The organism is Ralstonia sp. SA306 (assembly GCF_054792405.1).
Window position 1 is genome coordinate 1,424,839 of sequence record NZ_CP096451.1, and the last position, 23,947, is coordinate 1,448,785.

Consider the following 23,947-nt stretch of genomic DNA (forward strand, 5'->3'; position numbering starts at 1 on the left):
CAATGCCGGCGCGCGTGGGCGCACATTATGGGACAAATCGCAATGCTTTTCAGCAAACACTTCAAAAGAACTTGGGGGTGCAGGAGGGGGATTCCGGTTGCGTGCGATGCAACGCGGCCATCAAGTCAAAAAGGGGCACGAGGCCCCTTTTTTCACTGCCCCAACGGGCTGCTGCTTACTGGATCTTCGCTTTTTCGCGCAGGTCTTTCAGCATCGCCTGGAACTTGCTGCGTTGCCAGTTCTGGTCGCCCATCATCATCTCAAGCAGTTGCGGCTTGACGTCTTCGTACGACGGGATCTTCGCGTCGCGCGTGTCGTCCAGACGGATCACGTGCCAGCCGAATTGCGTCTTGACCGGCGTCTGCGTGATCTGGCCCTTCTTCAGGCCGGTAAGAGCTGCCGAGAATTCCGGCACGTAGGTGCCGGGGTTCGCCCAGTCCAGATCGCCGCCGTTGGCGCCCGATCCCTTGTCCTTCGATTGCGCCTTGGCGATGTCTTCAAACTTGGCACCGGCCTTCAGCTTGGCGATGATGGCCTTTGCGTCGGCTTCCTTGTCCACCAGGATGTGGTGGGCGTGGTATTCCTTGCCGTTGCCGAACTGCGCCTTGATCTTGTCGTACTGCTTGTGCAGCTCGTCTTCGGTGGCGGGGCTGTTCTTGACGTAGTCCTCAAACTCGGCGGCCACGAGCACGTTCAGGCGGGCCGATGCCAGCTGTTCCTGAATGTCGTCGCGCTCCAGCAGACCGCGCTTGGCGGCGTCCTGCTCGATCAGTTCACGGTCGACCAGCATGTCGCGGGCCTTGGCACGCAGCTCGGGCGATTCGGGCTGGCCCGACTTCTTGATCAGCGCGTCCACCTTGGCGCTCGGGATGGCTTTGCCGTTGACCACCGCGGCATTTTGCGCCATGGCGGGAGCAACGGTCGCAGCAAAGGCAACAGCCAGCAGGCTGGCAGTGAGGCTGGAAATCTTCATGGGATTGCGTTCGAGGGAAGGACGAGTGAGCGTGGAATGCGCTTACGTGTTTTCTTCGGGAGTGACCGCGCGGATCGCCAGCGCATGGATTGCCGCTGGCCACAGCGTGTGCAGCGCATCATACACCATGCGATGACGCGCCAAACGGTTCTTGCCGGCAAAGGCCGCGCTGACGATTTCGACGTTGTAATGCCCGCCGCCGGAAGCCGCGCCGGCGTGTCCGGCGTGCTTGGCACTGTCGTCTTCCACGGCGAGGTGGACGGGCTCGAACGCCTCGCGCAGGAGGCGTTCGATTTCACGCGGATCGGCGGCCATCAGCGGTCGTCTCCGATGTTGGCGTCGTTGGCCGCGTTGGCAGGGCGCTCCTGCATGTGGCGCGCAAGCCAGACACTTTGCACGAGGATGAAGACCACCATCAGCCCCATCGATCCGAACAGCTTGAAATTGACCCACACGTCGGTGTCGAAGTTGTAGGCCACGTAGAGGTTCAGGCAGCCCATGGCGAGGAAGAACACGGCCCACACCAGGTTCAGGCGGCCCCACATCGGCTCGGGCAGCGACACCTGCTGCTCCATCATGGCGCGGATGAGGTTCTTGCGAACGAACACCACGCTGCCCAGCAGCACAACGCCAAACAGCCAGTACAGCACCGTCGGCTTCCACTTGATGAAGGTTTCGTTGTGGAAGATGAGCGTCGCGCCGCCGAACACGCCGATGATGAGCAGCGACAGCCACTGCATGGCGTCGACCTTGCGGTGCTTGAACCACACCCAGGCGATCTGCAGCACGGTGGCGACCATTGCGACGGTGGTCGCCACATAAATACCGGCCACCTTGAAGGCAGCAAAGAACAGGATGACCGGGAACAGATCGAACAGGAATTTCATGCGGGAACGCGCTTAGGTGGGCAGGTGCGGAAGATCAATCGCCGAATTTTAGCGCAGCCGAGTTGATGCAATACCGCAGACCGGTCGGTGCGGGGCCATCTTCGAACACGTGGCCGAGGTGCGCGCCGCAGTTCTTGCACTGCACTTCAATGCGCAGCATGCCGTGCGAGCGGTCGGTTTTCTCGGCGATCACCTCGCCGTTGATGGGCTGGAAATAGCTCGGCCAGCCGCAGCCCGCATCAAACTTGGTCGACGATTCAAACAGCGGCGTGCCGCAGCAGACGCAGTTGTAGACGCCGCGATCCCAGTGGTCCCAGTACTTGCCTGTGAAGGGGCGCTCGGTGGCGGCTTCGCGGGTGACGCGGTATTCGATGTCGGAGAGTTGGTCGCGCCATTCGGCGTCGGATTTCGTGACGGTCATGGTGATGAGACTCCTTGTTGGATTCGGCAGCCGCCGGCCGGAAGCAATCGGGCGGCTGACGTTGTTTGTCGTGCTGCTGCGGCAATCCTGACAGGCGCGGATTAGAGCACGGTGTCAGTTCCGGCGCATCACGCCTGCCTGTATGTCGGCATGCCGGATCACGACGAGCAGCTCACTTCCAACGACGATGCCCAATCGGGTGCGGGCTGGGCGTAATGCTCGAAGCCGGGATGATCGTCGAACGGGCGGGCCAGCACGGCACGCAGGTTTTCGACTTCGGAGAAATCCTTTTCCTTGGCGCGGCGGATGGCGATTTCAGCCAGGTGGTTGCGCAGCACGTATTTCGGGTTGACGCGGTGCATAGCAGCGGCGCGCTCGTCGTCGGATTGCGGTTCGGCTTGCATGCGCTGGCGATAGGCGGCAAGCCACACGTCTGCGGCTGCGCGATCGAAGAAGAAATTGCGCACGGTGCGCGCTTCTGCCGCGGCGGGCGTGTCGTCGCGGCGCACCTCGGCAAGGTGGCGGAAGAACAGCGTGTAATCGGTGCGCTGTGTGTGCAGCAGTTTGAACAGGTCACCGAACAGGGTTTCGTCTTCGTCCTGCGCGGTGGAGAGGCCCAGCTTCGCGCGATAACGTGCGTAGAAGGCTGCGCCGTAGACGTCGCGGTAGGTCAGCAGGACGTTTTGCGCGGCGTCGATGGCGGGTTGAGCCTGTGCTTCGTCGCTCAAGTTGATGAAAACGTCAGGATCTTCGCCGAACAAAGGCAGCAACGCCTGCGCAAGGCAGAACAGGTTCCAGTAGCCAATTTGCGGCTGCTGGGCGTAGGCGTAACGGCCACCGGTGTCGGAGTGGTTGCAGATGTGGTTGGCGTCGAAGCCATCCAGGAAGCCGAACGGGCCGTAGTCGAGCGTGAGGCCGAGGATCGACATGTTGTCGGTGTTCATCACGCCGTGGCAGAAGCCAACGGCTTGCCAGTCGGCCATCAGTTCAGCGGTGCGGCGGGCAAGTTCGCGCAGCAGGGCGAGATACGGTTGCGGCTCGCTGCGGGAGGCGGGGTAGAAGCGGTCGATGACGTAATCGGCGAGTGCGCGAAGCTGCGGCAGTTGTTCGCTGGCCGCAAAGTGCTCGAAGTGGCCAAAGCGCACGAACGACGGCGCGAGGCGCGTGACAACGGCGGCGGTTTCGATCTCTTCGCGACGGACGGGGGCGTCAGCGCCGGTTACGCACAGCGCGCGTGTGGTTGGAATGCCGAGGCCTGCCATGGCTTCCGAGCACAAAAATTCGCGGATGGACGATCGCAGTACCGCCCGGCCGTCACCCATGCGCGAATACGGCGTACGGCCGGCGCCTTTGAGCTGGACTTCGCAGGGGCCTTCGGTGGTCTGCAGTTCGGCCAGCAACAGCGCGCGTCCATCGCCCAACTGCCCAGCCCACACGCCGAACTGGTGGCCCGAATAGACGGTGGCGAGCGGGTCGCTCCAGGGGGCGACGGCGTTACCGATAAAGACGGCCAGCCCGGCGGGGGTGTCAAGTTCGGCGCGCGTGATGCCGAGCGACGCCGCGGCGTCTGGCGAAAACCCAACCAGATAAGGTTCGCCAATCGGTCCGGAAGGCATGGGCATCGGCGGCAGGCGCGTCAGAAAGCGTTCGCCCAGCGCGGAAAAACCGGGGGCGACGGTGGGACGGCCAGGCCAGTCGAAAGGGCTCGCAAGGGAATCGTCAGGCAAGGCGGCAGGGGAGGCAGTCATAGGGTGGGGCGGTAGGGCAGGCGGCCGATAGCACAGGAAACGGCGCAAAAACAGTGCCGAACCTTCAAACGTTGTGCGCTTTGCAGCGCAGCAAAATACGCTTTACGTAGGGGAAAACGCCATGTTGAGACGCAGCAACGCTATCGCGTATTGTACTTGCGAGTAAAGAAAGCTGCAGCCTGCGAACCCTTGCACCACAACGATTCGCACGGTTTTTCAGATGGCCGGGTAAACATGGGGGGCGATGTGGCAGCGCACAACAATATCCCGTTGACGTGCTTGGCGATCACGGGAACAATCGGCCAAAAAATAGAACGGTTGTTCAGTTTTTTCTAGGAGACACCATGGCCCTGATGGGACAAATGATGAGCGCCCCTTTGCTCATCTCGACCATCATCGAACATGCAGCGCGCAATTCCGGTTCGACTGAAGTCGTGTCGCGCCGCGTCGAGGGCGATATCCATCGCACCACGTACCGGCAAGTGCGAGACCGCTCCAAGCAACTGGCAAATGCGCTGGCCGCACTCGGTGTGCAGCCCGGCGAGCGTGTCGGTACGCTGGCCTGGAACGGCTATCGCCACCTTGAAATCTATTACGGCGTGTCTGGCTCGGGCTCGGTGTGCCACACCATCAACCCGCGGCTATTTCCCGACCAGATCGCCTACATCGTCAATCACGCTGACGACCAGTACGTCTTCTTCGACCTGACGTTCGTGCCGCTCATCGAGGGCATCGCACCGCATTGCCCGAACGTGAAGGGCTGGGTGGCGATGACTGATCGCGCGCACATGCCCACCTCCAGCGTGCCGATGCTCTGCTATGAAGAGCTCCTGGACGCGCAGAGCGCCGACTACACCTGGCCGCAGTTCGACGAGAACACCGCAGCCGGCCTGTGCTACACCTCGGGCACCACGGGCAACCCGAAAGGCGCGTTGTATTCGCATCGATCCACGGTGCTGCATTCGTATGCGTCAGCCTTGCCGGATGCCCTTGGATGCTCGGCGCAGGACGTGATCCTGCCGGTGGTGCCGATGTTCCACGTCAATGCGTGGGGGCTGCCGTATTCGGTGCCGTTGGTGGGTGCCAAGCTGGTCTTCCCGGGGCCGAAATTGGATGGCGCCTCGCTGTATGACCTGTTCGAGCAGGAGAAGGTGACGTTCTCTGCCGGCGTGCCGACCGTGTGGCTGGGCCTGCTGCAACACGTGCAGGCCAACAAGCTGAAATTCTCGACGTTCCGCAAGACCGTGATTGGCGGTTCGGCTGCGCCGCCGGCCATGATCCGCACGCTCAAGGAACTGGACGTGGAAGTCATCCATGCGTGGGGCATGACCGAGATGTCACCGCTGGGCACCACGTGCAAGCTGATGGGCAAGCATGCTGACCTGCCCGATGAGGCCAAGCAGCAAGTGCTCGAGCGCCAGGGTCGCGCCATTTACGGCGTCGAAATGAAGATCGTCGATGCGGAAGGTCAAGAACTGCCGTGGGACGGCAAGGCCTTTGGCGATCTCTACGTGCGCGGGCCGTGGACGATCCAGAGCTACTACCGCAACGACAAGTCGCCGCTGGTCGACGGCTGGTTCCCGACGGGTGACGTGGCGAATATCGATGTCGACGGGTACATGCAGATCACCGATCGCAGCAAGGACGTCATCAAGTCCGGCGGCGAGTGGATTTCGTCCATCGATGTGGAAAACGTGGCCGCTGCGCACCCCGGCGTGCACATGGCCGCGTGCATCGCGTGCCATCACCCGAAGTGGGACGAACGCCCGCTGCTGGTGGTGATGAAGAAGCCCGGTGTGGAACTCACGCGCGAAGAGATGCTCAAGTTCTTCGAAGGCAAGGTCGCCAAGTGGTGGATTCCGGATGACGTGGTGTTCGTCACCGAAATTCCGCTCACGGCCACCGGCAAGATGCAGAAGCTGAAACTGCGCGAGCAGTTCAAGGATTATCAGTTTCCCGCAGTACAGGCTTAGCTACATATAGAAACCGCCGCCCGTGCATGGGTCACCCCGGCACGAGGACGGCGGGCGTAAGACAACCGGATCAGGGCCGGCCGCCGCGCGACGGACACGTCGACGCGGTGGGATGAAGCCCGGGCGCGTTGCAACCTGGAGACGCAAGCAGCCGCACGCCCACCAGAGGCACGCGGAGAGTGACTCGCCGGCGGCTCCACCACATGAAGGAGACACGCATGACGAAGTTCCGTCCGTTGGTTGTGGCTGTTGCATGTGTTGCGGCAATCGGTGGGGCAGTCCTGCCCACTGCATCGTCCGCCGCCGAAACCGTGAAGATCGCCTGGATCGATCCGTTGTCCGGCCTGATGGGCGCGCTGGGCCAGAACCAGTTGCGCAGCTGGCAGTACATCGCCGATCTCGCCACGCAGAAGAACTGGGCCGGCGACGGCACGAAGTTCGAAGTGGTGGGCTTTGACAACAAGCTCTCACCGCAGGAAAGCCTGACGGCGCTCAAGCAGGTGGCCGATCAGGGCATCCACTACATCGTGCAGGGCAACGGCTCGAGCGTTGGCATGGCGCTGGAAGACGCCGTGGCCAAGTACAACGAACGTAATCCGGGTAAGGAGATCGTCTACCTGAACTACGCTGCGGTCGACCCGGACATGACGAACAGCAAGTGCAATTACTGGCACTTCCGCCTGGACGCCAACTCCGACATGAAGATGGAAGCGTTGACCAGCTTCCTGGCGAAAGATCCGAAGGTCAAGAAGGTCTACCTGATCAACCAGAACTATTCGTTCGGTCATCAGGTAGCACGTGCGGCCAAGGAATATCTCAAGCGCAAGCGTCCGGACATCGAGATCGTGGGTGAAGACCTGCACCCGCTGGCGCAGGTGAAGGACTTCTCGCCGTACGTCTCGAAGATCAAATCGTCGGGGGCCGATACCGTCATCACCGGCAACTGGGGCAGCGACCTGGCGCTGCTGATCAAGGCCGGCAAGGACGCGGGCCTGAACGCGAACTTCTATACCTACTACGCCTCGACCACGGGCGTGCCGACGGCGATGGGCTCCGCAGGCGCAGATCACGTGAAATACGTGGGCTACTGGAACGTCAACAACGACGGTTACAAGGGTGCAGATATCGTCGAGGGCTACAAGAAGAAGTACAACGACGATTTCTACCTGATGGCGTCGTACACCGGTATCGCCATGCTGGCCAAGGCCATCAAGCAGACCAAGTCTGCCGAGCCTGCCAAGGTTGCCAAGGCCTTTGAAGGCATGAAGGTCGACAGCCTCAACGGCACCTTCGAGATGCGCGCGTCTGACCACCAGGGCCAGCAGCCGCTCTACATCGCCACCTGGGAAAAAATCAACGGCAAGAACGTCAAGTTCGACCAGGAGAACACCGGCTACGGCTGGAAGACCGACGCTGTGCTCGACCAGTACGTCGCGTCGCAGCCGACCTCCTGCCAGATGAAGCGTCCTCAGTAAGGCCGCGGATGGTGTGCCGAAGGGCTGCCCGATGCTATCGTGCGGCGATGTTTTAAACGGAGTCCATGGGCCACGCATTGATGCGTGCGTCCCATGCTCCGCCGAATCTGCTGGAAGGGTTGCAGCGTGGAATTTCTAGTCATCAATCTCTTGAACGGCATCAGCTACGGGCTGTTGCTGTTCATGTTGTCTTCGGGCCTGACGCTGATCTTCAGCATGATGGGCGTTCTCAATTTTGCGCATGCCAGCTTCTACATGCTGGGCGCGTATTTCGCCTATGTCGTCAGCGGCTATCTGGGCTTCTGGGCCGCGCTGATCGTGGCGCCGCTGCTCGTTGGTGCGCTTGGCGCCGTGGTCGAGCGCTACGGGCTGCGCACGGTGCACCGCTATGGCCACGTCGCCGAACTGCTGTTTACCTTCGGTCTGGCCTATCTGATTGAAGAAGGCGTGAAGCTGGTGTGGGGCCTGCCCGCCGTGGCGTACCGCGTGCCGGACGCACTGGACGGCCCGCTGTTCACGCTGTTTACCTCGTCGTTCCCGAAGTACCGCGCCTTCATGATGCTGGTGTCGCTGCTGATGCTGGTGGGCATCTTCCTGCTGCTCACGCGCACACGTATCGGGCTTGTCATTCAAGCCGCGCTCACGCATCCGGACATGGTGGAAGCGCTGGGCCATAACGTGCCGCGCGTGTTCATGCTGGTGTTCGGCGGCGGCTGTGCGTTGGCGGGGCTGGCGGGCGTGATTGGCGGCAATGCGTTCGTGACCGAGCCATCGATGGCCGCGGCGGTCGGCTCCATCGTCTTCGTGGTGGCGGTCGTGGGCGGCATGGGGTCTCTGGTGGGCGCGTTCATCGCGTCGCTGCTGATCGGCTGCATCCAGACCTTTGCCGTCACGCTGGATATTTCGGTGACGAGCGTGCTGGAGAAGATCGGCGTCACGCTCAATCCGGACGTGCCGCTCATCTCCGTCTGGAACCTGACGATTGCGCAAGTCGCACCGGTGCTGCCATATCTGCTGCTGGTGCTGATGCTGATCTTCCGCCCGCGCGGGCTGATGGGTACGCGGGAGAGCTAAATGGAACGCACCATGCACCAACAAGCGCAACAACAAGCCGCGCTGCCGGCCAACGATCGAGCGCAGACGATGAAATTCAAACCGGTCAATCTTGCCCGCTGGCTGCTCTGGGGCGCCACCGCGCTGGTGATGATCGTGCTGCCGCTCATCTGGCCGCAGGGTTTTGCCATCACGCTGCTCTCGCAGATGGGCATCATGATCATCTTCGCGCTCTCGTACAACATGCTGCTTGGCCAGTCCGGCATGCTGTCGTTCGGGCACGCGGTGTACGCCGGCCTGGGCGCCTTCATGGCTGTGCACGTGCTCAACAAGATCGGCGCCATGCAGACGCTGGGCATCGGCGGGCCGCTCGCCGTTGCGCTATTGCCCATTGCAGGCGGCCTGGGTGGCGCGCTGTTCGGCGTGATCTTCGGCTATGTCACCACCAAGAAGGCCGGCACGACGTTCGCCATGATCACGCTGGGTATCGGCGAGATGGTGTTTGCCAGCGCGTTGATGTTCCCGGACTTCTTTGGCGGCGAGGGCGGTGTCTCCACCAACCGCAGCATTGGCGACGCGCTGCTTGGCGTGACGTTCGGGCCGGGGCGCCAGGTGTATTACCTGATTGCCGCGTGGTGCCTGATTTCGATGGCGCTGATGTATGCGTGGACGCAGACGCCGCTGGGCCGCATCGCCAACGCCGTGCGCGACAACCCAGAGCGGGTGGAGTTCATCGGCTACAACACGCAGCGTGTGCGCTTTCTGGTGGTGATCCTGTCTGCGTTCTTCGCGGGCATTGCCGGCGCGCTGTCGTGCATCAACTTTGAGATCGTGACGGCCGAGAACGTGTCGGCAGTGCGCTCGGGTTCGGTGCTGCTGGCGGCCTTCATTGGCGGCATGGGCAGCTTCTTCGGGCCGATCATCGGCGCGGTGCTCACGGTGTTTTTTACCGTGGCGCTGTCGGGCATCACCAAGGCGTGGCTGCTGTACCTGGGGCTGTTCTTCGTGCTGATGGTCATGTACGCGCCGGGCGGCATCGCCAGTCTTCTGGTCATGCATCTGCCGATCCTTCGGCGCGGCAAGCTCAAGACGCTGCTGCCGGCTTATGGCGTGGCGATCGTGCCGGCTGTCATTCTGCTGATTGCGTTGATCTCCACCGTGGAAATGATCTACGCCGTGCAGGACGACGCCTCGGGTGGTGTGGCCACGCTGTTCGGCCTGTCTGTCGAACCGAATACCCTCAAGCCGTGGATTGTCACCGCCGTGCTGTGGCTGGTGGGCGCTTTCGGCCTGCGTGCTGCGGCTGGCAAGCTGCGCACCGCTTGGGACAACGCATTGCAGGAGCCGCAACCATGAGCCAACCGACATCTGGGCCGACCGCAGCGCTCGAGTTGCGCGATGTTCGCAAGCGCTTTGGCGCAACTGAAATCATTCGAGGGGTCAACCTCACCATTGGCAAGGGTGAGCGCCATGCGCTCATCGGCCCGAACGGCGCCGGCAAATCGACCACGTTCAACCTGATCTCGGGCCGCTTTCCGGCCAGCTCAGGAAGCGTGCGCCTGAACGGAGAAGAGATCAGCGGCTTGGCGCCGTTCGAGATCAACCGCAAGGGCCTGTCGCGCAGCTTCCAGATCACCAACATCTTTCATCGGTTGTCGGTATTTGAGAACCTGCGCTGCGCGGTGCTCTGGTCGCTCGGCTACAAGTATTCGTTCTGGCACAAGCTGGCTGAGCTGCGTGACGCACGCGAGCGCGCTGAAGAAGTGCTCGAGCAGATCGGCATGACACATCGGCGCGATGCCGCCGCAGGCTTGCTGACCTACGCCGAGCAGCGGGCGCTGGAAATCGGCGTCACCATCGCGGGCGGTGCCGACGTGATCCTGCTGGATGAGCCAACCGCCGGCATGAGCCGTTCCGAATCGGATCACGCGGTGGACCTCATCCGCAAGGTCACGGTAGGCAAGACGCTGGTGATGGTCGAGCACGACATGAGTGTGGTGTTTGGCCTGGCCGATCGCATCTCGGTGCTCGTCTATGGCGAAGTGATCGCCACCGATACGCCCGAAGCCATTCGCAATAACCGCCGCGTGAAAGAGGCTTACCTCGGCACCACGCTGGACGAACCTGCAGGAGCGCATTGATGGCAACGAATACTCCGATGTTGGAGGTGCGCGACCTGCACGCGTACTACGGCAAGAGCCACATCCTGCACGGCGTCGACATGCACGTAGGCGAGGGCGAGATCGTTGCGCTACTCGGCCGTAATGGGGTGGGGCGTTCGACCCTGGCCAAGTCCATCATGGGCATGGTCCGGCACGAAGGCGAAATCCTGCTGCGCGGCAAGAACGTGAGCGGCCTGCGAACCTTTGAAGTGGCGCACAAGGGTATCGGCTATGTGCCCGAGAACCGAGACATCTTCCCCACGTTGACGGTGCGGCAGAACCTGCTGCTTGGCGAGAAACGCAACCCGAGTCAGCCTAAGCCGCGCTGGCAGGTCGAAGACATGTACCAGATGTTCCCGCGCCTGAAGGAGCGTGAGAACACGGCTGCAGGTGTGCTGTCGGGCGGCGAGCAGCAGATGCTGACGCTGTGCCGCACGCTGATGGGCGACCCCGATTTCATCATCATCGACGAGCCGACCGAAGGTCTTGCGCCGCTGATCGTGACACTCGTGGGCGAGTACCTGAAGACGCTCAAGGAGCGGGGGATTTCCGTGCTGCTGGTGGAGCAGAAGCTGGCCATTGCCCTGGACATTTCACAACGCGTCTATGTGATGGGGCACGGGCAGATTGTGTTTGAAGGAACGCCCCAGCAGTTGAAAGCGGACGCGAAAGTCCGGCAGGAGTGGTTGGAGGTTTAAACGCCACACGTCGGACCACAGCGCACAGAAGGCCCGCATGGACAACCGTGCGGGCTTTTTTTCTTGCAGTCAGTTGGCGATCGTGCCCGCCGCAGTCGCTTCGGCGGTGGTTTCGGCTTGCTGCAGGTGCTCCACGCTGAACTGCATCTCCGAGTACTTCACGAACCGCGTCTTGAATTTCCAGCGGTAAGCCAGCCAGATCGCCACAAACAGGATCACACCGCAGTACGTTGCGATGAAGGCGCCAAAGTTATCCACGGGTGCAAACAGCGCTTTGGTGTTCTGCCCAAGAATGATCACCACGCACAGGATCGCCACCATGATCGGCCCGAACGGGAAGAACGGCGACCGATACGCCAGTTGCTCCACGGAATGCCCCTGGCTCGTGAACCCCTTGCGGAACCGGTAGTGCGCCAGCGCAATGCCGAACCACGCGATGAAGCACGTTACCGCAGATGTATTCAGCAGCCACAGGTAGACCACCTGGTCGCCAAACAATGAACTGAAGAAGCACAGCGCGCCAACGGCGGATGTGGCCAGCAGCGCGCGGTGCGGCACGCCGTTTGCCGACACCTTGGCAAACCAGCGCGGCGCCTGACCTTCGAGCGACAGGTCGTACAGAATCCGCGTCGACACATAGAGGCTCGACGTGCCGGACGACAGCAGCGCGGTCAGCACCACCGCATTCATCATCCCGGCGGCAAACGCGAGGCCCGCATGCTGGAACACAAGCGCAAATGGGCTGACGCCGACGTCTGTCGCTTCATTGCGCAGCAGGTTCGGATCGGTGTACGGCAGCAGCACGCCGATGATCAGGATCGCCAGCACATAGAACAGCAGGATGCGCCAGAACGTCTGGCGAATGGCGCGCGGGATGGTGCGGGAGGGGTTCTCTGCCTCGCCGGCGGCCACGCCAATGGTCTCGACACCCTGGAACGAGAACCCGGCAATCATCGCCACACCGACCATGGCCGGCACACCGCCCACGAACGGCGCTTCACCCACGGTGAAGTTCTGCCAACCCGACTGCGGCCCGCCGTGCATGATGCCGAGGATCATCGCCAGGCCGATCAGCAGGAACACGATGATCGTCACCACCTTGATCATCGAAAACCAGTATTCCGCCTCGCCAAAGCCGCGCACGGAGAAGGCGTTGAGGCCAAACATGAGCAGCAGGAATGCGGCGCTCCACACCATGCCCGACACGCCCGGGAACCAGTACTTCATCACCAGCTGTGCGGCGGCCAGTTCCACAGCAACGGACACGGCCAGCGCAAACCAGTAGTTCCACCCCAGCGCAAAGCCGAAGCCTTCTTCCACGTACAACCGGCTGTAAGTCACGAACGAGCCCGAGACGGGCAGATGCACTGCCAGCTCGCCAAGACTCGTCATCAGGCAATAGACCATCACGCCGATCAGCGTGTAGGTCAGCAGCGCGCCGCCAGGCCCGGCCTGCGCAATGGATGCGCCGGACGCGACGAACAGCCCCGTGCCGATGGCGCCGCCAAGGGCGATCATCATCAGGTGGCGCGCGCGCAGGCGTCGGCGCAGTTCGGATTGGGCCTCAAGCCCGGTGGGGGTGATGGATGTGTGCATAGCCGGAGGCGCCGGAGTGGGCGGCCCAATGAAAACGCCCGCCGGATGCTGTGCAAACGGCTGGCGGAGCGGGGTGATTACTGCGTACGGTGTGCGACGGTCGGCAATTCGGGGCCGGGGTCTTGGCCGGCCAGCGAATCGCGTAGCACAGGCGGGCGCGGGAAGTGCATGTCCTGGTAACGGACAATGCCGCCGCCACGCACCAGCCGGTAGCCGATCCAGATCAGGAAGAACACCGGGATGCCGACGTACGTGGCGATCACCGCCGGCCAATCAACGGTGCCGGTGGTGAACGCCTGGTAGTTCTGGCCGAGCGTGATGACCAGGCACAACCCAAACGCGAACAACGGGCCATATGGGAAGAACTTGGAGCGGTACGGCAACTGCGCCGGATCATGCCCCTGCGCCACGAGCCCCTTGCGGAAGCGATAGTGACTGATGGCAATGCCGAGCCATGCCACGAAGCCGGTCATGCCCGAGGTATTCAGCAGCCACAGGTAGACCGTCTTGTCGCCATACAACGAACTCAGGAAGCACAGCGCGCCGACGGCGGTCGTGGCCAGTAGCGCATTGCGCGGCACACCGTTCTGGGTGAGTTGCGCAAAGATGCGCGGCGCGCGGCCCTCGGTGGCCAGGTTGTAGAGCATCCGCGTGGACGCATACATGCCTGAATTGCCCGCCGACAGCACCGCCGTCAGGATCACCGCATTCATCAGGCCCGCGGCAAACGCCAGGCCTGCGTGCTTGAAAACGAGCGTGAAGGGGCTCACGCCAATGTTCGTCACTTCCGTCGACAGCAGATTGGGGTCGGTGTACGGCACGAGCACGCCGATGATGAAGATCGCCAGCACGTAGAACAGCAGGATCCGCCAGAACACCTGCTTGACCGCACGCGGAATGGTGCGCGCCGGGTCGGCCGATTCGCCGGCCGCCACGCCAATCAGCTCCGTCCCCTGGAACGAGAACCCCGCGATCATCGCTACGCCGATCATCGCCGGCAGCCCGCCCACGAACGGCGCATCACCCATCGTCAGGTTCTGCAGGCCCGATTGCGGACCACCCTTCATGATCCCGAAGATCATCGCCAGGCCAATGCCGATAAAGAAGATGACGGTGACGACCTTGATGAGTGCGAACCAGTATTCTGCCTCGCCAAAGCCGCGCACCGAGATGGCATTGAGCAGGAACATGATGGCGAGGAACACAGCGCTCCACAGTACGCCCGGCACGTCGGGAAACCAGTAATGCATGACGAGCTGCGCGGCCGCCAGCTCAACGGCGATCGTCACGGCCCAGTTGTACCAATAGTTCCAGCCGAGTGCGAAGCCAAAGCCTTCGTCCACATACAGCGCGCCGTAGGTGGCAAAGGACCCGGAAACGGGCATGTAGGCAGCAAGCTCGCCCAGGCTGGTCATCAGGAAATAGACCATTGCCCCGATGAGGATATAGGCGGCGAGCGCGCCTCCGGGGCCCGCCTGCGAGACCGACGCACCCGAGGCCACGAAAAGCCCGGTACCGATCGACCCGCCGATGGCGATCATGGTGAGATGGCGCGCGCGCAAGGTGCGGCGCAAGCCCGGCGTCTCTGAAGACGGGGTAGCGTGTTCTGACATGGATACAGAGTGGTCGATTTTGCTCGGATCGCGAATCAAATCGACGAAATGTGACGAGACGTTCCCGCGCCTGGTGGGCGTCCGGCGAACGAAATGCGCGACTCTATCAAAACCGTCACGCAGCGGGCAAAAAATCCATGCTGCAGCACACGCGTTTGAACCCGTCGGGGCGCGCTGCATCGCCCGCCAGACGGCGCCGTGCAGCGCAAAAATAAAAATTGAACGACCGTGCTATTTTGTGTATTCTGTGTCGAGTCGCGGCCTTACCGCGCGTTAAAAAAACGATAGTTGAGAGACAGTTCAACCGCGAGGCACGGTGCGCCTGATCTGCCGGCCCTCGCATCACCAAAGGAACCAGCATGACTGCGGAGTACAAGGTCCAGGACGGCGTTGCCGTCATCACGCTCAGCAACCCGCCCGTCAACGGCCTTGGCCACTCCACGCGCCTGGGTATTGTCGAAGGCATGGTCAAAGCTGGCGATGACGCCAACGTCAAGGCCATCGTGATCACCGGTGCGGGCAAAGCCTTCTCGGGCGGCGCCGATATTCGCGAATTCAATACGCCCAAGGCGACGCAAGAGCCGACGCTGCACGCCGTCATCAAGGCGGTTGAGTCGAGCAACAAGCCGGTCGTGGCGGCCATTCACTCGGTGGCGATGGGCGGCGGGCTGGAACTGGCGATGGGCTGTCACTATCGTGTGGCCGCACCGGGCGCGCAGATCGCGCTGCCGGAAGTGAAGCTGGGCATCCTGCCGGGCGCAGGCGGCACGCAGCGTCTGCCGCGCGCCATCGGCCTGGAACCGGCCTTGAACATGATTGTGTCCGGCAACGCCATTCCGTCGGAAAAGCTGGCCAAGAGCGGCCTGTTCGACCAGATGATCGAAGGCGACCTGATGTCGGGCGCCATCGATTTCGCACTGAAGGCCGCTGCCGAAGGCAAGCTCCCCAAGCTGCGTGATCGCAAGGTCGAGCACGATAACCCGCAAGGCTTCCTGCAATTTGCCCGCAACACCGTGGCCGCGGTTGCCAAGAACTTCCCGGCGCCGGGCAAGTGCGTCGACGCCGTGCAGGCCGCAGTGGAAAAGCGCTTTGACGACGGTATCAAGTTTGAGCGCGACTTGTTCATCGAACTGGTGAATACGTCGGAATCGCGCGCGCTGCGCCACGCTTTCTTTGGCGAACGCGCTGCCAGCAAGATCCCCGATGTGCCGGAAGACACGCCGGTGCGCAAGGTGGAGAAGGTCGCGGTGATCGGCGCCGGCACGATGGGCGGCGGTATCTCGATGAACTTCCTGAACGCAGGCATTCCGGTCACGATGCTGGAAACCAAGCAGGAAGCACTGGACCGCGGCGTCGCCACCATTCGCAAGAATTACGAGAACAGCGCCAAGAAAGGCAAGCTCACGCAAGAGAAGGTCGAGCAGCGCATGGCCCTGCTGACCCCGACGCTGTCCTACGACGACATCAAGGACGCCGACCTCGTCATCGAGGCCGTGTTTGAAGAGATGGGCGTCAAGGAAGTCGTGTTCAAGAAGCTGGACGAAGTCGTCAAGCAGGGCGCGATCCTGGCGTCGAACACGTCCACGCTGGATGTCGACAAGATCGCCAGCTTCACCAAGCGTCCGCAAGACGTGGTCGGCATGCACTTCTTCAGCCCGGCCAACGTGATGAAACTGCTGGAAGTCGTTCGTGGCAAAGAGACTGCCAAGGACGTGCTGGCCACGGTCATGAAGCTTGGCAAGGCCATCAAGAAGACGGCGGTCGTCTCCGGCGTGTGCGACGGCTTCATCGGTAACCGCATGATCGAGCAATACAGCCGCCAGGCCGGCTATCTGCTCGACGAAGGTGCGCTGCCGGAGCAGGTCGACAAGGCCGTCGAGAAGTTCGGCTTTGCGATGGGCCCGTTCCGCATGGGTGACCTGGCCGGCAACGACATCGGCTGGGCTATCCGCAAGCGCCGCGCCGTGGACAAGCCGGACATCGTCTATTCGAAGACCGCCGATCTGCTGTGCGAGATGGGCCGCTTTGGCCAGAAGACCGGTGGCGGCTGGTACGACTACAAGGCGGGCGACCGCAAGCCGTATCCGAACCAGCAGGTCAACGACATGATCGTCCAGCATTCGAAGGATCTGGGCATCACGCGCCGCAAGATCTCGGACGAAGAAATTGTCGAGCGCCTGGTGTTCGCGCTGGTCAACGAAGGCGCAAAAATCCTGGAGGAGGGCATTGCCTCCAAGGCGTCGGATATCGACATGGTCTACCTGACCGGCTACGGTTTCCCGCTGTTCCGCGGCGGCCCGATGCTCTACGCAGACACCGTCGGCCTGTACAACGTCGCGCAAGCCATGCACCGCTACAGCAAGGGCTACCACGGCGAAGCGTGGAAGCCGGCGCCGCTGCTGCAGAAGCTGGCGGACGAAGGCAAAGGCTTCAACGGCTGATGCGCGGCTAACCGACTAAGCAACTAAGCAACTAAGCAACCGCCATGCAACTCACGCCCACCGATTGCCTGCTGATCATCGACGTGCAGAACGACTTTCTGCCCGGCGGTGCGCTGGCGGTGCCAGACGGCGACCAGGTCATTCCGGTCGTCAACCGGCTCGCACAGGCATTCGGGCGTGTGGTGCTGACGCAGGACTGGCACCCGCGCGAGCACGTGTCGTTCGCTGCCAACCATGCAGGAACGCAACCGTTCGGCACGATCGACCTGCCTTACGGTCAGCAGGTGCTGTGGCCGGTGCACTGCGTGCAGCACAGCGCCGGCGCCGCGCTGGCTGACAACCTGGACGTGCCGCATGCGCAGTTGATGGTTCGCAAGGGCTATCACCCGCACATCGACAGCTACTCCGCATTCTTTGAAGCGGATCGCAAGACGCCGACGGGCCTGCTCGGCTACCTGCGCGAGCTTGAAATCAAGCGCGTGTTCTGCGTTGGGCTGGCCACGGATTTTTGCGTGGCGTGGTCAGCGCTGGATGCCTGTGCTGCGGGGCTGGAAGTCGCTGTCATCGAGGATGCGTGCCGAGCGATCGACCTGAACGGCTCGCTTGCGCAGGCGTGGCAGCAGATGATGGATGCGGGCATCGCGCGGTTGCAGTCGCCGGACGTTTTGAACACCTTGTCTTGAACGGATAACGGAATACATCGGGCGCTGCCCAAGCCGCGCCCGCCACCAGATACGAGGAGCAACACCATGACCGAAGCAGTCATCGTTTCCACCGCACGTACCGGCCTGGCCAAGAGCTGGAAGGGCGCCTTCAACATGACGCACGGCGCCACGCTGGGCGGCCACGCTGTTCAGCACGCCATCGAGCGCGCCAAGATCGAGCCGGGCGAAGTGGAAGACATCCTGATGGGGTGCGCGAACCCGGAAGGCGCAACGGGCGCCAACATTGCGCGCCAGATCGCCCTGCGTGCCGGCTGCCCCGTGACCGTGCCGGGCGCAACCGTCAACCGCTTCTGCTCGTCGGGCCTGCAGACCATTGCCATGGCCGCGCAACGCGTGATTGCCGATGAAGGCGACATCTTCGTGGCTGGCGGTGTGGAATCCATCTCGTGCGTGCAGCAGGAGATGAACCGCCACATGATGACCGAAGGCTGGCTCAACAAGCACAAGCCGGAAATCTACTGGAACATGCTCCAGACCGCAGAGAACGTCGCCAAGCGCTACAACATCGCCAAGGAGCGCATGGACGAGTACGGCGTGCAAAGCCAGCAGCGCGCCGCCGCCGCTGCTGCTGCCGGCAAGTTCAACGACGAAATCGTCCCGATGACGACGGTGATGGGCGTGGCCGATGCCAAGACCGGCCAGCTCATGACCCGCGAAGTCACGATCTCCGCCGACGAAGGGATTCGCCCCGACACCACGCTTGAAGGCGTGGCGAAAATTCGCTCCGCCGTGCCGGGCGGCGTGGTCACTGCTGGCAACGCCAGCCAGTTCTCCGACGGCGCATCCGCTGCCGTGGTGATGAATGGCAAGGTGGCTGCCGCCAAGGGCCTGCAGCCGCTGGGCGTATTCCGCGGCTTTGCCGTGGCAGGTTGCGAGCCGGATGAAATGGGTATCGGCCCGGTGTTTGCCGTGCCCAAGCTGCTGAAGAAGGCCGGCCTGAAGGTCGAAGACATCGGCCTGTGGGAACTGAACGAAGCGTTTGCCGTGCAGGTGCTGTACTGCGCAGACAAGCTGGGCATTCCGATGGACCGCCTGAACGTCAACGGCGGCGCCATCGCCGTGGGCCACCCGTACGGCGTGTCGGGCGCGCGCTTGGTCGGCCACGCGCTGATCGAAGGCAAGCGCCGCGGCGTCAAGTACGTGGTCGTGACCATGTGCATCGGCGGCGGCCAAGGCGCAGCCGGACTGTTCGAGGTGCTCTAAACAGACAGACTCCCGCATAAAAACGGGAGCCTGTTTTGTTTGTGCCAGAGCTGGCTTGATCGCCAGCCCATGCACCCAGACGGTTTGGCCGTTGCTGTTCTTGCCCTTGATGGCGCCTTGAATTTTCGTAAGCGGGCGGAAACAAGACGGGAAACTGTCTGAGCGAAGCGAGTTTTTCCCGTCTCGGCCCGGTTACGGAAATTCAAGGAATCCTTCGCCATCTCGGGCGCGCCTTTCTTTTGCTTACTTTTCTTTGGCAAGACAAAGAAAAGTGAGTCGGGCCCGGCAGGGCACGAAACACAGGATGCACCACCAACATCATGTCCTCGAAACTGCTATCCCGCCGCGACCTCAGCTTCCTGCTCTATGAATGGCTCAACGTCGAGTCACTCACAAGCATTCCCCGTTACGCCGACCACTCCCGCGAAACGTTCGACGCCGCACTCGACACCTGCGAGCGCATCGCAACGGACCTCTTCGCCCCGCACAACAAGAAAAACGATCAGGAAGAACCGCACTTCGACGGCAACAAGGTCCACATCATTCCCGAGGTAAAGGCAGCACTGGATGCCTTTAACAAGGCCGGCCTGATGGCTGCCGGGCAAGACTTTGAACGCGGCGGCATGCAACTGCCCACCGTGGTCGAGAAAGCCGGCTTCGGTTATTTCAAGGCTGCCAACGTCGGCACCAGTTCGTATCCGTTCCTCACGATCGGCAACGCGAATCTGCTGCTCGCGCACGGCACGCCTGCGCAGATCGAGACGTTCGTGCAGCCTGAGATGGAAGGCCGCTTCTACGGCACGATGTGCTTGTCGGAGCCGCAGGCGGGCTCGTCGCTGTCGGACGTCGTCACGCGAGCCGAATACGAAGGCGAGTCGCCTCTTGGCGCGCAATACCGCCTGACCGGCAACAAGATGTGGATCTCCGCCGGTGAACACGAGCTGTCGGAGAACATCGTCCACCTCGTGCTGGCGAAGATACCCGGCCCGGACGGCAAGCTGATTCCCGGCGTGAAGGGCATTTCGCTCTTCATCGTGCCGAAGTTCCTTGTCAATGCCGATGGCTCACTCGGCGAGCGCAATGACGTGGTGCTGGCAGGGCTGAACCACAAGATGGGCTATCGCGGCACGACCAACTGCCTGCTGAACTTTGGCGAGGGCACGCAGTTCCGCCCGAAAGGTGCAGACGGCCAGCCGCGCGCCGGTGCCATCGGTTACCTCGTCGGCGAGCCGCACAAGGGCCTTGCCTGCATGTTCCACATGATGAACGAGGCGCGCATCGGCGTCGGCATGGGCGCAACGATGCTTGGTTACACGGGTTATCTGCACGCGGTGGACTACGCGCGCAATCGCCCTCAAGGTCGCCCGGTCGGGCCGTCTGGCAAGGATGCGGCGTCTCCGCAAATCCGTATCGTCGATCATGCTGATGTGCGTCGCATGCTGCTGGCGCAGAAGGCGTATGTAGAAGGCGCGCTGGGCCTGAACCTGTATTGCGCCAAGCTCGTCGACGAAGAGCGTGGCGAAACCGATGCGGCCAAGCGCGCAAAGCTCGGTCTGCTGCTCGACATCCTCACGCCGATTGCGAAGAGCTGGCCGTCGCAGTGGTGCCTCGAGGCCAACAGCTTGGCGATCCAGGTGCACGGCGGTTACGGCTACACGCGCGAATACAACGTCGAACAGTTCTACCGCGACAACCGCCTGAACCCGATTCACGAGGGCACGCACGGCATCCAGGGGCTGGACCTGCTGGGCCGCAAGGTCGTGATGCAGGATGGCGCCGCCTTCGCCGCGCTGGGTGAGCGCGTGCAGGGCACCGTCGGCCGTGCGCTGGAAACCGACGATGAAACGCTGGTCGGCTATGGCCGCGCGCTCGGCATGGCCACGCAGAAATTGGCCAAGGTCACGCAAACACTGTGGGCCGCTGGCGACCCGCGCGTGACGCTGGCAAATGCCTCCGTCTATCTGGAAGCCTTCGGCCATGTCGTGGTTGCGTGGATCTGGCTGGAGCAGGCGCTGGCCGCCGCCAAGGCATTGCCGGCGGCGCAGGGCGACGATGCAGATTTCTATCGCGGCAAGCTGCAGGCCGCGCGCTACTTCTTCCAGTGGGAACTGCCGAAGATCGAGCCGCAGATCGTGCTGCTGGGCTCGCTCGACACCACAACGCTGGACATGCAGGACGCCTGGTTCTAACGACGATAACGACACTGGAGACACCATGGGTACGCTCAAGCATCTGTTTGATCTTTCCGGCAAGACGGCGCTCATCACCGGCGGCTCACGCGGGCTCGGCCTGCAGATTGCCGAAGCGCTAGGCGAGCAGGGCGCGCGCATCGTTCTATCTGCCCGCAAGGCCGATGAACTGAAGGAAGCGCAGGCACATCTGAAGTCGCTCGGCATCGAGGCCGACTGGATTGCCGCTGACGGCGCCATCGAAGCCGACATTCAGCGCCTGGCCGACGAGGCGCTGGCCAAGCTCGGCCACATTGACATTCTCGTCAACAACGCGGGCGCAACGTGGGGCTCGCCGGCGGAAGACCACCCGGTCGAAGCCTGGGACAAGGTGATGAACCTGAACATCCGCGGCCTGTTCCTGCTCACGCAGCAGATCGGCAAGCGTTCGATGATCCCGCGCAAGTACGGAAAGATCGTCAATGTGGCGTCGATTGCGGGCCTGAAGGGCAATCCGCCGGGCTCGCTGGACACGATTGCCTACAACACAAGCAAGGGCGCGGTGGTCAATTTCACGCGCGCGCTGGCCGGTGAGTGGGGCGAGCACAACATCACCGTCAACGCCATTGCGCCGGGCTTCTTCCCGTCGAAGATGACGCGCGGCTCGCTGGAAAAGCTCGGTGTGGACAAGCTGGCCGAGCGCTCGCCGCTGCATCGCATCGGCGACGACGAAGACCTCAAGGGTGTGGCTGCGTTGTTTGCGTCGGATGCCTCCAAGCACATCACTGGCCAGATTCTTGCCGTCGACGGCGGCGTGAGCGTGGTCTAATTTCGGCTGCTTCTCACTCTTTCTGACGCAGCATGAACGCAGACAACAACGGTTTTCCGATCGACATCCCTTTCCTGAAGCTTCTCGGCATGCGCTGCCTGAAGGTGGCCGATGGCGAGGGCGTGGTCGAGCTTGCCCTCGAAGCGCAGCACATGAACAGCTGGGAAATGGCCCACGGCGGCGTGACCATGACGATGCTCGACGTCGCCATGGCCATGGCCGGCCGCTCGGCCGACGTGCACGGCCGCGGCGTGGTGACGATCGAGATGAAGACGGCGTTCATGCAGCCCGGGCGCGGCACGCTCAAGGCCAGCGCCCGTTGCGTGCATCAGTCCACCACCATGGCGTTCTGCGAGGGCGAGGTGCGTGATGCCGATGACAAGCTGGTCGCTCGCGGCTCGGGCACGTTCAAGTTCGTCAAGCGTATGCCGCCGCCGCGCACCCCAGAACCCGGCGCCGACGGCTGACCAGACCACACGGCAGTTGCAGTACCCAGTTGCACATCGGACAGCGTCCGACACACAAGAAGAGCAACCACGGAGACAAGCATGCAACAACCTGCGCGGCGCACGGCGTCTGCCCTTGCCATCACCCTGCTTTGCTGCACCGGACTGACCATGACCCTGGAAGGATGCGCCTCCAACCCCGCGCCGGCCGACGCACCGGCTGCCAGTGCATCGACCGCCGTGCAGCCGCCGCCGGCGCCCAATCCGCCGATGCAGAAGCCGCTCACGGCCGACGAATCTGATCCGAACAAGATGGGCTGGATGCAGGGCTTCCCGCCGCCACCTGATCGCATCATCCGCTTTGACCTCGCGGGCAATATGTTCCCGCGCACGCGCTATGGCTACAGCCATGTGCGTGAGCTCGTGCCGACGCGCGTGGTATGGCGCGGCGATGGCCCCGTCAGCAAGCTCCCCCGCGCCGAGCGTGACATCAGCGGCGTGCTGTTTACGGATCCGAACGGCACGCGCCGCACGTTTGCCGAAGCGCTCAAGCTGACCTACACCGACGGCATCCTCGTCATGCACAAGGGCAAGGTGGTCTACGAGCGCTACTTTGGAGCGCTCGATGCGCATACGCAGCACATTGCCATGTCGGTCACGAAATCGTTTGTCGGCACACTGGCCGCCATGCTGGTGGCCGACGGCAAGCTCGATCCGGCCGCGCCCGTTACGCAGTACGTGCCGGAACTGAAGGACACCGCCTACGGCGACGCCACCGTGCGCCAGGTCATGGATATGACCGTGGGTGTGCATTACTCCGAAAACTATGCCGACCCGAACGCCGATGTCTGGGCCTACGCCCGCGCCGGCGGCATGCTGCCGCGCCCGGCCGGCTACAAGGGCCCCGACAATTTCTACGACTACCTGACGACGCTGCGCAAGGAAGGCGAGCACGACGCGGAGTTCTCGTACAAGACCGTCAACGCTGAAACGCTGGCGTGGATCGTACGCCGCGCGTCGAACAAGTCGCTGGCGGCGCTGCTGTCCGAGCGTATCTGGCAACCGATGGGTGCACAGGATGACGCGTACTTCTCGGTCGACAGCATCGGTACGGAATCGGGCGGCGGCGGCCTGAACACCACGCTGCGCGATCTGGCGCGCTTCGGCGAGATGATCCGCAACGATGGCCGCTTCAACGGCAAGCAGATCCTGCCCAAGAGCGTGATCGAAGACATCCGCCGCGGCGGCGACCCGGCCAAATTTGCCAAGGCAGGCTACACGACGCTGCCCGGCTATTCGTATCGCAACATGTGGTGGGTTTCGAGCAACGACCACCACACGTTCGAAGCGCGGGGCATCCATGGCCAGCGCATCTATATTGATCCGGTGGCCCAGATGACGATCGTGCGCTATGCCTCGCACCCGATCGCCGCCAATGCGGCCAATGATCCGGTCACGCACCGCGCGTATGCGGCGCTGGCCGAGTACTTCATGCAACACAAGTAACACCTCGACCCAACACCGATATCCGATATT

At 62.6% G+C, this 23,947-nt stretch carries 20 protein-coding genes; 13 read left to right on the forward strand and 7 right to left on the reverse strand.

All coding sequences use genetic code 11. The features are described from left to right. Positions 1-175: 175 nt before the first annotated feature. The 5 genes from M1D44_RS06840 to M1D44_RS06860 form a co-directional block, all read right to left on the reverse strand. A complete protein-coding gene (locus M1D44_RS06840; RefSeq protein ID WP_024975630.1) occupies positions 176-973 on the reverse strand; it encodes a peptidylprolyl isomerase in 798 nt (265 codons plus the stop codon). A 42-nt stretch (positions 974-1,015) separates the two neighbouring features. Continuing rightward, entirely contained in the window at positions 1,016-1,288 is a 273-nt protein-coding gene (locus tag M1D44_RS06845; protein WP_024975631.1) for a BolA family protein, read from the reverse strand. Next, complete coding sequence (locus tag M1D44_RS06850; protein WP_024975632.1) at positions 1,288-1,860, reverse strand: septation protein A; 573 nt, start codon at positions 1,858-1,860, stop codon at positions 1,288-1,290. Before M1D44_RS06850 ends, M1D44_RS06845 begins: the two co-directional genes overlap by 1 nt. Before the next feature lie 34 nt (positions 1,861-1,894). Further along, the gene (gene msrB, locus M1D44_RS06855) at positions 1,895-2,281 is read right to left on the reverse strand and encodes a peptide-methionine (R)-S-oxide reductase MsrB (RefSeq protein WP_112184800.1); all 387 of its coding nucleotides are present in this window, start codon (positions 2,279-2,281) and stop codon (positions 1,895-1,897) included. A 158-nt stretch (positions 2,282-2,439) separates the two neighbouring features. Beyond that, entirely contained in the window at positions 2,440-4,029 is a 1,590-nt protein-coding gene (locus M1D44_RS06860) for a protein adenylyltransferase SelO (protein ID WP_316853902.1), read from the reverse strand. A 344-nt stretch (positions 4,030-4,373) separates the two neighbouring features. Here M1D44_RS06860 and M1D44_RS06865 point away from each other — a divergent pair, with 344 nt between their 5' ends. From M1D44_RS06865 to M1D44_RS06890, 6 genes are all read left to right on the forward strand, one after another. Continuing rightward, positions 4,374-6,002: a 3-(methylthio)propionyl-CoA ligase gene (locus M1D44_RS06865; RefSeq protein WP_316853903.1), complete on the forward strand. Its 1,629-nt coding sequence runs from the start codon at positions 4,374-4,376 to the stop codon at positions 6,000-6,002. 218 nt (positions 6,003-6,220) lie between these two features. Next, on the forward strand, positions 6,221-7,477 hold the full coding sequence (locus M1D44_RS06870; protein ID WP_112184804.1) for a branched-chain amino acid ABC transporter substrate-binding protein: 1,257 nt from the start codon (positions 6,221-6,223) through the stop codon (positions 7,475-7,477). 126 nt (positions 7,478-7,603) lie between these two features. Beyond that, positions 7,604-8,551: a branched-chain amino acid ABC transporter permease gene (locus M1D44_RS06875; RefSeq protein ID WP_024975637.1), complete on the forward strand. Its 948-nt coding sequence runs from the start codon at positions 7,604-7,606 to the stop codon at positions 8,549-8,551. Further along, entirely contained in the window at positions 8,552-9,886 is a 1,335-nt protein-coding gene (locus M1D44_RS06880) for a branched-chain amino acid ABC transporter permease (RefSeq protein WP_024975638.1), read from the forward strand. After that, entirely contained in the window at positions 9,883-10,671 is a 789-nt protein-coding gene (locus M1D44_RS06885) for an ABC transporter ATP-binding protein (RefSeq protein ID WP_024975639.1), read from the forward strand. The genes M1D44_RS06880 and M1D44_RS06885 overlap by 4 nt, the downstream gene beginning before the upstream one ends. Then, complete coding sequence (locus tag M1D44_RS06890) at positions 10,671-11,390, forward strand: ABC transporter ATP-binding protein (RefSeq protein ID WP_024975640.1); 720 nt, start codon at positions 10,671-10,673, stop codon at positions 11,388-11,390. The genes M1D44_RS06885 and M1D44_RS06890 overlap by 1 nt, the downstream gene beginning before the upstream one ends. A 69-nt stretch (positions 11,391-11,459) precedes the next feature. Here the strand turns inward: M1D44_RS06890 and M1D44_RS06895 are convergent, their stop codons facing one another. Together M1D44_RS06895 and M1D44_RS06900 are read right to left on the reverse strand one after the other, a co-directional pair. Further along, positions 11,460-12,986, reverse strand: coding sequence for an amino acid permease (locus M1D44_RS06895; RefSeq protein ID WP_024975641.1), 1,527 nt, complete (start codon positions 12,984-12,986; stop codon positions 11,460-11,462). Between the two features lie 77 nt (positions 12,987-13,063). Next, positions 13,064-14,599, reverse strand: coding sequence for an amino acid permease (locus M1D44_RS06900; protein WP_316853904.1), 1,536 nt, complete (start codon positions 14,597-14,599; stop codon positions 13,064-13,066). A gap of 359 nt (positions 14,600-14,958) precedes the next feature. On the opposite strand from M1D44_RS06900, the gene M1D44_RS06905 reads away from it, so the two are divergent. The 7 genes from M1D44_RS06905 to M1D44_RS06935 all read left to right on the forward strand — a co-directional run bounded on the left by M1D44_RS06905 (position 14,959) and on the right by M1D44_RS06935 (position 23,917). Further along, positions 14,959-17,040 (forward strand): 3-hydroxyacyl-CoA dehydrogenase NAD-binding domain-containing protein, encoded by a 2,082-nt coding sequence (locus tag M1D44_RS06905; protein WP_024975643.1) that lies wholly within the window; start codon positions 14,959-14,961, stop codon positions 17,038-17,040. Positions 17,041-17,084: 44 nt separating this feature from the next. After that, positions 17,085-17,723, forward strand: a complete 639-nt coding sequence (gene pncA / locus M1D44_RS06910) for a bifunctional nicotinamidase/pyrazinamidase (protein ID WP_316853905.1) — start codon at positions 17,085-17,087, stop codon at positions 17,721-17,723. A gap of 66 nt (positions 17,724-17,789) precedes the next feature. Then, positions 17,790-18,968, forward strand: a complete 1,179-nt coding sequence (locus M1D44_RS06915; protein ID WP_024975645.1) for an acetyl-CoA C-acyltransferase — start codon at positions 17,790-17,792, stop codon at positions 18,966-18,968. A gap of 320 nt (positions 18,969-19,288) precedes the next feature. Continuing rightward, entirely contained in the window at positions 19,289-21,157 is a 1,869-nt protein-coding gene (locus M1D44_RS06920) for an acyl-CoA dehydrogenase (protein ID WP_316853906.1), read from the forward strand. 25 nt (positions 21,158-21,182) lie between these two features. Then, complete coding sequence (locus tag M1D44_RS06925) at positions 21,183-21,965, forward strand: SDR family oxidoreductase (protein ID WP_024975647.1); 783 nt, start codon at positions 21,183-21,185, stop codon at positions 21,963-21,965. A 32-nt stretch (positions 21,966-21,997) separates the two neighbouring features. Further along, entirely contained in the window at positions 21,998-22,432 is a 435-nt protein-coding gene (locus M1D44_RS06930) for a PaaI family thioesterase (protein ID WP_012762007.1), read from the forward strand. A gap of 81 nt (positions 22,433-22,513) precedes the next feature. After that, a complete protein-coding gene (locus tag M1D44_RS06935; RefSeq protein WP_316853907.1) occupies positions 22,514-23,917 on the forward strand; it encodes a serine hydrolase domain-containing protein in 1,404 nt (467 codons plus the stop codon). Positions 23,918-23,947 lie beyond the last annotated feature (30 nt).

Coding starts and splice junctions, on each gene's coding strand:
- M1D44_RS06880 (WP_024975638.1), top strand. CDS start 8,552: ATGGAACGCACCATGCACCAACAAGCGCAACAACAAGCCGCGCTGCCG.
- pncA (WP_316853905.1), top strand. CDS start 17,085: ATGCAACTCACGCCCACCGATTGCCTGCTGATCATCGACGTGCAGAAC.
- M1D44_RS06885 (WP_024975639.1), top strand. CDS start 9,883: ATGAGCCAACCGACATCTGGGCCGACCGCAGCGCTCGAGTTGCGCGAT.
- M1D44_RS06850 (WP_024975632.1), bottom strand. CDS start 1,860: ATGAAATTCCTGTTCGATCTGTTCCCGGTCATCCTGTTCTTTGCTGCC.
- M1D44_RS06920 (WP_316853906.1), top strand. CDS start 19,289: ATGTCCTCGAAACTGCTATCCCGCCGCGACCTCAGCTTCCTGCTCTAT.
- M1D44_RS06890 (WP_024975640.1), top strand. CDS start 10,671: ATGGCAACGAATACTCCGATGTTGGAGGTGCGCGACCTGCACGCGTAC.
- M1D44_RS06915 (WP_024975645.1), top strand. CDS start 17,790: ATGACCGAAGCAGTCATCGTTTCCACCGCACGTACCGGCCTGGCCAAG.
- M1D44_RS06900 (WP_316853904.1), bottom strand. CDS start 14,599: ATGTCAGAACACGCTACCCCGTCTTCAGAGACGCCGGGCTTGCGCCGC.
- M1D44_RS06930 (WP_012762007.1), top strand. CDS start 21,998: ATGAACGCAGACAACAACGGTTTTCCGATCGACATCCCTTTCCTGAAG.
- M1D44_RS06845 (WP_024975631.1), bottom strand. CDS start 1,288: ATGGCCGCCGATCCGCGTGAAATCGAACGCCTCCTGCGCGAGGCGTTC.
- M1D44_RS06895 (WP_024975641.1), bottom strand. CDS start 12,986: ATGCACACATCCATCACCCCCACCGGGCTTGAGGCCCAATCCGAACTG.
- M1D44_RS06860 (WP_316853902.1), bottom strand. CDS start 4,029: ATGACTGCCTCCCCTGCCGCCTTGCCTGACGATTCCCTTGCGAGCCCT.
- msrB (WP_112184800.1), bottom strand. CDS start 2,281: ATGACCGTCACGAAATCCGACGCCGAATGGCGCGACCAACTCTCCGAC.
- M1D44_RS06865 (WP_316853903.1), top strand. CDS start 4,374: ATGGCCCTGATGGGACAAATGATGAGCGCCCCTTTGCTCATCTCGACC.
- M1D44_RS06905 (WP_024975643.1), top strand. CDS start 14,959: ATGACTGCGGAGTACAAGGTCCAGGACGGCGTTGCCGTCATCACGCTC.
- M1D44_RS06925 (WP_024975647.1), top strand. CDS start 21,183: ATGGGTACGCTCAAGCATCTGTTTGATCTTTCCGGCAAGACGGCGCTC.
- M1D44_RS06870 (WP_112184804.1), top strand. CDS start 6,221: ATGACGAAGTTCCGTCCGTTGGTTGTGGCTGTTGCATGTGTTGCGGCA.
- M1D44_RS06840 (WP_024975630.1), bottom strand. CDS start 973: ATGAAGATTTCCAGCCTCACTGCCAGCCTGCTGGCTGTTGCCTTTGCT.
- M1D44_RS06935 (WP_316853907.1), top strand. CDS start 22,514: ATGCAACAACCTGCGCGGCGCACGGCGTCTGCCCTTGCCATCACCCTG.